This window comes from Salipiger sp. HF18 (assembly GCF_011806505.1).
GTDB lineage: Bacteria > Pseudomonadota > Alphaproteobacteria > Rhodobacterales > Rhodobacteraceae > Salipiger > Salipiger thiooxidans.
This window is the reverse complement of the sequence record NZ_JAATOS010000203.1, coordinates 1-7,030: the sequence shown is the minus strand read 5'-3', so window position 1 is coordinate 7,030 and position 7,030 is coordinate 1. Positions and strand designations below refer to the sequence as shown.

The 7,030-nt window shown below is 67.5% G+C and carries 6 protein-coding genes and 1 pseudogene; 4 read left to right on the top strand and 3 right to left on the bottom strand.

Annotated elements, in window-relative coordinates; all coding sequences use genetic code 11:
- The 4 genes from HC022_RS15820 to HC022_RS15805 all read left to right on the top strand — a co-directional run.
- On the top strand, positions 1 to 1,133 hold a 1,133-nt coding region (locus tag HC022_RS15820; protein WP_175583605.1), incomplete at its 5' end, for a glycosyltransferase family 1 protein.
- Between the two features lie 51 nt (positions 1,134 to 1,184).
- Complete coding sequence (locus tag HC022_RS15815) at positions 1,185 to 2,195, top strand: glycosyltransferase family 2 protein (protein WP_167453083.1); 1,011 nt, start codon at positions 1,185 to 1,187, stop codon at positions 2,193 to 2,195.
- The gene (locus HC022_RS15810) at positions 2,192 to 3,892 is read left to right on the top strand and encodes a beta-1,6-N-acetylglucosaminyltransferase (protein ID WP_167453082.1); all 1,701 of its coding nucleotides are present in this window, start codon (positions 2,192 to 2,194) and stop codon (positions 3,890 to 3,892) included. The genes HC022_RS15815 and HC022_RS15810 overlap by 4 nt, the downstream gene beginning before the upstream one ends.
- A gap of 9 nt (positions 3,893 to 3,901) precedes the next feature.
- A complete protein-coding gene (locus tag HC022_RS15805) occupies positions 3,902 to 5,332 on the top strand; it encodes a nodulation protein NodH (protein WP_167453081.1) in 1,431 nt (476 codons plus the stop codon).
- 219 nt (positions 5,333 to 5,551) lie between these two features.
- Here HC022_RS15805 and HC022_RS15800 read toward each other — a convergent pair whose 3' ends face one another.
- The 3 genes and pseudogenes from HC022_RS15800 to HC022_RS15790 form a co-directional block, all read right to left on the bottom strand.
- The gene (locus tag HC022_RS15800) at positions 5,552 to 6,016 is read right to left on the bottom strand and encodes a PTS sugar transporter subunit IIA (protein WP_008887260.1); all 465 of its coding nucleotides are present in this window, start codon (positions 6,014 to 6,016) and stop codon (positions 5,552 to 5,554) included.
- Between the two features lie 56 nt (positions 6,017 to 6,072).
- On the bottom strand, positions 6,073 to 6,636 hold the full coding sequence (gene raiA, locus HC022_RS15795) for a ribosome-associated translation inhibitor RaiA (protein ID WP_008887252.1): 564 nt from the start codon (positions 6,634 to 6,636) through the stop codon (positions 6,073 to 6,075).
- A gap of 253 nt (positions 6,637 to 6,889) precedes the next feature.
- Positions 6,890 to 7,030, bottom strand: a pseudogene (locus HC022_RS15790) (LPS export ABC transporter ATP-binding protein); the annotation flags it as partial.

Below are 7,030 nucleotides of genomic sequence, written 5' to 3'. Positions count from 1 at the left end.
TCGACCGGGTGGAATACGCCTATCTCGACCATTTACTGACCACCGGCCCCCTCTGGGGGCTGGTGCGCACGTCGCTGGGCTACCTGCTGCTTGGCCATGACGGCTGCGCCGCGCTGAAGCGGCACATCGACCGCGGAGACTGGCCTGCGCCCGACCGCCTGTCGCAGCTGCGGGGCGTCGCGCCCGCCCGCGCCGGGGCCGAGCGCGCGCTGCGCCGGGTGGCCGTGGCGCGGTGCCTGCCGCCGGGTCTCGGGCGGATGCTGCGCGGGCTGCCCGCCGGCACTCACTACCTCAACACCGGCCACACCGGCCTGACCGACCGCCTCGTCCGCGCCCTGCGCGGCGTGCCGGGCGCGCGCATCGCGGTTCTGCTGCACGACACCATCCCGCTCGATCACCCGGAGTATTGCGGCGAGGGCATCCCGCAGCGGTTCCGGAGCTTTCTGGACCGGGTGGGGCAGGCGGCGGATCTGGTGATCTGCAATTCGCGGGTGACCGAGGCGGATCTGCGTCGCCACCTCGGCCCCGCGTGCCCCGAGACGGTGGTGGCCCATCTCGGCGTGCCCAGGCCACAACCCGGCGTGGCGCCCGAGGGGCCGTGGACAGGCCGGCCCTATTTTGTCGTGCTGGGCACCGTGGAGCCACGCAAGAACCACGCTCTGCTGCTGCGGCTCTGGCAGGGGCACGAGCCTTCCGCGACGGACCGGAATAGCGTACCGCCCGACGCCCACTTGCTGATCTGCGGGGGCAGGGGCTGGAACAACGCTGCGGTCTTTGCCGCGCTCGATGCCCGCCCCCCACGGGTGCACGAACTGCCGGGGCTCGATGACGGGCAGGTCGCGGCGCTGCTGGCGGACAGCGCCGGGTTGCTGTTCCCGAGCCTCGCCGAGGGCTTCGGCCTGCCGCCGGTCGAGGCCGCGGCGCTGGGGGTGCCGGTGCTTTCGACCGAGCTGCCGGTGGTGCGCGAGGTGCTGCAGGATATTCCCGTTTACGCACAGGTGTCCGACCAGTATCTTTGGGCCCGTGAGATAACGAGGATGGCAGCGGATCGGCACGACGTGCAACGCGGCGCCGGCAACTGGACGCCGCCGGGCTGGGATGCGCACTTCAAGACCGTGTTAACGCTGATCTGATAGCCGTCGGGAATTGGGCCGGAGAAACCGGCCCGCGTAAGGGTGCGCGTTTTGGGTGCATGGCAGTCATACCGGCTGAGGCTTCAGCGCAAGCGATGGCGACTGCGTGCCTTGCGCAAATCGCACGAGCTTCGGCCCGTCAGCGACCGCACCGACCGCATCCGCCCCTCGGACCTGCTGATCTTCTGCACCCAGCGCAACGAGGGGGTGCGGCTGCCGTATTTCCTGCGCTACTACCGCGAGATGGGGGTGAACCATTTCATCTTCGTCGACAATGACAGCACCGACACCTCGCTCGACTACCTCGCCCGGCAAGGGGACGTCTCGGTCTGGACCACCCGCGGCAGCTACAAGCGCTCGCGCTTCGGGATGGACTGGATCAACTTCCTCCTGCGCAGGTACGGCCACGGCCACTGGACCCTGACCGTCGATCCCGACGAGTTCTTCCTCTACCCGTTCTGTGATACCCGGCCGCTCCGGGCGCTGACCGACTGGCTCGACGCCTCGTCGATCAAGAGTTTCTCGGCGATGCTGCTCGACATGTACCCCAAGGGCCGGATCGACGCGCAACCCTACGAGGCCGGGCAGAACCCGCTCGAGATCGCGCATTGGTTCGACGCAGGCAACTACTCGATCCGGCGCAACCATCGCTACGGCAACCTCTGGATCCAGGGCGGGCCGCGCGCCAGGGCGTTCTTCGCCGACCGGCCCGAGCAGGCACCGGCGCTCAACAAGGTGCCGCTGGTCCGGTGGGACCGGCGCTACGCCTACGTGAGCTCGACCCACATGCTGCTGCCGCGGGGGCTCAACGCGGTGTTCGACGAGTGGGGCGGCGAAAAGGCCAGCGGGCTGCTGCTGCACACCAAGTTTCTCGACACCTTCACCGGCAAGGCCGAGGAAGAGCTGACCCGCAAGCAGCATTACGCGGGCTCGACCGAGTATCTCGCCTATGCCGCGCGCATCCGCGACAACCCGGACCTGTGGTGTAAGTGGTCCGAGAAATACATCAACTGGCGCCAGCTCGAGATCCTCGGCCTCATGTCCAAGGGGAACTGGGCGTGAGCGTCGGCATCCTGATGCTGGTCCACACCGCCTTCGGGCGGGCGGAGCAGGTCGCGCGGCACTGGAACAAGGCCGGCTGCCCGGTGGTGATCCACGTCGACAGCATGGTGCCCGCCTCGGACCACGACCGCATCGTCGAGGCGCTGGGCGATCTGCCCGACGTCACCTTCTCGCGCCGGCACCGCTGCGAATGGGGCACCTGGGGGCTGGTCGCCGCCAGCCAGGACGCCGCCGAGCTGATGCTCGAGCGCTTCCCCGACGTGCGCCACGTCTACCTGACCTCGGGCTCCTGCCTGCCGCTGCGCCCGGTCGAGGAGCTGATCGCGTATCTCGACGAGCGCCCGCGCACCGATTTCATCGAAAGCGCCACCACCGCCGACGTGCCCTGGACGGTGGGCGGGCTCGACGAAGAGCGCTTCACGCTGCTCTTCCCGTTCTCGTGGCGCCGCAGCCGTTTTTTCTTCGACCGCTTCGTCGACCTGCAGCGCCGCACGGGGTTTCGCCGCCGGGTGCCGCGGGGGATCGTCCCGCATATGGGCAGCCAGTGGTGGTGCCTGACCCGGCAGACCCTGACGGCGATCCTGCAGAACCCCGAGCGCCGGGTTTTCGACCGCTATTTCCGCCGGGTCTGGATCCCGGACGAGAGCTATTTCCAGACGCTGGCGCGGCTCTGCTCGACCAACGTGGAAAGCCGGTCGCTGACGCTCTCGAAGTTCGATTTCCAGGGCAAGCCACACATCTTCTACGACGATCACCTGCAGCTTCTGCGCCGCTCGGACGGCTTCGTCGCGCGCAAGATCTGGCCCCATGCCGAGCGTCTCTACAGTGCCTTCCTCTCCGACGCCGAGGGCACCCAGACCCGGCAGGAGCCTAACCCGGGCAAGATCGACCGGAACTTCGCGCGGGCGGTGGACCGGCGGACGCGGGGGCGGGCCGGGCTCTACATGCAGTCGCGCTTTCCCAACCACGGCTGGGAGAACGGCGTCACCGCGGGCAGGTACTCGGTCTTCCAGGGCTTCTCCGAACTCTTCAAGGGGTTCGAGGGCTGGCTGGCACGCGCCACCGGGGCGCAGGTGCACGGCCATCTCTATGGGCCCGGGCGGGCCGAGTTCGCCGATGGCCAGACGGTGATCAACGGCGCGTTGCCCGACACCGCGAAACTGCGCGATGCCAACCCCAAGGCCTTCCTGACCAACCTGCTGTGGAACACCCGCGGCCTGCGGCAGTGCTTCCAGTACGGGCCGCACGACACGCCCGAGATCATGTGGGACCTTGCCCGCGACCCCAACGCCCAGATCAGCGTGATCTCGGGGGCCTGGGCGGTGCCACTCTTCAAGTCCAACGCCAATTTCGCGGATCTCCGGGCCGAGGCCGCCAGGCTGCAGAAGACCGAGAGCGCGATGCTCGACGAGCTGCGCTCGCCTGACGCCAGGGCGCGGATCCGGATCTGGACCATGGCCGAGTTCATCGAGGCCCCGATGGAGCCTCTGCAGGCGGTGATCGACGAGATCGGGCAGAAGCCGCCGCGCCGCCTCGCCGAGGCGCCGGTGCTCGAGGATCTCGCGGGCTTCGGCCAGTTCCTGCAGAACCTCAAGAACCAGGGGATGCACCCCTATCTCATGGGCGACTTCCCGGTTGAGCCCGCGTCGCGCAACCGCCGCCGCCCGGCGCGCAGACCCTACCTTGTGAAGAAGTAAGGCCCCCGCATGTCCGACCGCTTCGACTGTTTCGTCGTCTTCGCCGAGATGCGCACCGGCTCGAATTTCCTCGAGGCCAATCTCAACGCCTTCGACGGCATCACCTGTCATGGCGAGGTCTTCAACCCGCATTTCATCGGCTACCCGAACGCCGAGGACGTGCTGGGGATCTCGCAGGCCGAGCGCGACCGCGACCCCGGGCGTCTGCTGGCCGAGATCCGCGGCGCGACCCCGGGCGGGCTCGGCGGCTTCCGCTTCTTCCACGACCACGATCCCCGGATCCTGCCACAGATCCTGCAGGACCCGCGCTGCGCGAAGATCGTGCTGACCCGCAACCCGGTCGACAGCTACGTGAGCTGGAAGATCGCGCAGGCCACGGGGCAGTGGAAGCTCACCAACGTGAAGACGCGCAAGGACGCACGGGCACGCTTCGACGCCGCCGAGTTCGAAGAGCATCTGGGCGCGCTGCAGGCCTTCCAGGTGCAGCTGATGACCGCGCTGCAGGTGGCCGGGCAGACGGCCTTTTACGTCGCCTACGAGGATCTGCAGGACGTGGCGGTGATGAACGGGCTCGCGGCCTGGCTGGGGGTGCCCGCGCGGCTCGAGAGCCTGAACACCGCGCTCAAGCGCCAGAACCCCGAACCGCTCTCCGAGAAGGTGGCGAATTTCGACGAGATGGAGCAGGCGCTGGCGCGGCACGACCGGTTCAACCTCACCCGCACGCCGAACTTCGAGCCGCGGCGCGGGCCCAACGTGCCTTCCTACGTCGGCGGCGCGCGCACGCCGCTCCTCTACATGCCGATCCGCTCCGGCCCCGAGGACGCGGTCGAGCGCTGGCTCTCCGCGCTCGACGGCGTCGGGCGCGAGGGGCTCACCCGCGGCTTCAGCCAGAAGACCCTGCGGCAGTGGAAACGCGAGCGGCCGGGCCACCGCAGCTTCACCGTGATCCGCCACCCGCTGGCGCGGGCGCACGATGCCTTCTGCAGCAAGATCCTCGGCACCGGCCCGGGCAGCTTCCTCGGCATCCGCAAGACGCTGATCCGCGCCCACAACCTCGCGCTGCCCGAAGGCGGCGCGCTGGACGCCTATACGCCGGAGGCGCACCGCGAGGCCTTCACCGCCTTCCTCGCCTTCCTGAAGGCGAACCTCGCCGGGCAGACAGCGGTGCGCATCGACGGCCACTGGGCGAGCCAGGCGCAGGTGATCCAGGGCATGTCTGAACTGACCCTGCCGGACATGATCGTGCGCGAGGACGAGATGGCGAGCTATCTGCCGGCGCTGGCCATGCAGGTGGGCCACGAGGCGCCGCCCGAGCCCCTGCCGCAGACCACCCGCGCGCCTTACGGTCTGGCGCGGATCTACGACGACCGGCTCGAGGGCCTCGCCCGCGACGCCTATGCGCGCGACTACCTGATGTTCGGATTCGACGACTGGGGCTGAGCCGGGACGGACAGGGCTACGCGCGGCCGGAGCAAGCATCAAAAAAAGGGGCACTGCCCCCTCGACGCAACACGCGCCCTACTCGAAATACCGCACCTCTTCCCCGGGGCCGCCTGACAGTCCCAGCCGACAGCGCGCCACGCCCGCCCTTCATCTTGCCGGATAAACTCCCGCCGGAGGCATCCGGCGTCACGGCCTGGCGCTACCGATGAGAAAGGATCACGCCGCCTGCGACGAGCGGTCCTCGGTGAGGATCGCGTGCAGCGTTGCCGGGTCGGGGTTGGCGCGCAGCTTGTTGCAGAGCGTCGCGTCACGGAGCGTGCGGGACACCAGCGCAAGCGCCTTGAGATGTTCGACCCCGGCCTCCTCGGGCGCAAAGAGCGCGAGGATGACATCGACCGGCTGGCGGTCGACGGATTCGAACTCGACGGGTTTCTCGAGCAGGATGAACACGCCGCGCACCTCGTCGATGCCCGAGACCCGGGCATGGGGCAGGGCGACGCCATGGCCGACGCCGGTCGGGCCGAGGCTCTCGCGTTCCATCAGGGCTTCCACCGCCGCGGGGGCCGAGAGCCCGTAGGCGCTCCCGGCCAGTTCGGCGATGTCGTGCATCAGCCGCTTCTTGCTACTTGCGGCCGCGACGACTTTGACCGCCTGCGGCTTCAGAAGTTCCAGAAAGGTCATAGACCGCCTTTCACTTGCTGCTCTGGGGCGCTCAAGGCCGCGGCCGCGTCGATCGTTTATGGATCGATCCAGCCGATGTTGCCGTCTTCACGCCGGTACACGACGTTCACGCCATCCTTTTTCTCGTTGCGGAAGACCAGCACGGGGGCCCCGGCCAGTTCCATCTGCATCACGGCTTCGCCCACGGTCAGAGACGGGATCTTGGTTTCCATCTCAGCCACGATGATGGGCTGCAGCGAGTCCGGTTCCTCTGCACCCGAGTCGGCTTCGCCGGCGAGGATATACGAGGAGGCCCCGAAGAGTTCAACGGGCTCTGCGCGCTCCTTGTGGTGGTCTTTCAGGCGGCGCTTGTAACGGCGAAGCTGCTTGTCGACTTTCTCGGCACAGCCGTCGAAGGAAGCGTAGATCTCGGTCGCCTTGTCCTTGGCCGAAGAGGTCAGGCCGGTCGAGAGATGCACCGTGACCTCGCAGATATACTCATGTGCGCTCTTGGAAAAGGTGACCTGAGCGTCGGTCGGCCTGAAGGCGTATTTCTCGAGCACCACATCCAGTTCGGTCTGGACATGAGTCTGGAGCGCCTCGCCGATATCGATCTGCTTTCCCGTGATCTGGTAGCGCATGTTCATTCCTTCTCTTCGTTGGACCCGACTTCACTCCTGCCTTGATGGCAGGTTAGATGTGGTGCCGGATCGGGGGAGACGCAAGGCTGCTGCACTCAACGCCCAATCCTCCCTCTCCTTTGGGGGCGTTCGAGAACGGGCATGCAGGGATGCGCTGCGTCATGGCCTTATTTGACTTGAGACTCGGCGGTTCTGTCAATGATCTGTCGCAAACCTGTCGTGGAAACATCCGACCGGATAGGAAGAATTCGCCCTAACCGATGCGGAAGTTCTCGCCGAGATAAACCCTGCGCACATTTTCGTTCTGGACGACCTCGGCGGGGGTGCCGGACATCAGCACCTTGCCGTCGTGCAGGATGTAGGCGCGGTCCACGATCTCGAGCGTCTCGCGGAC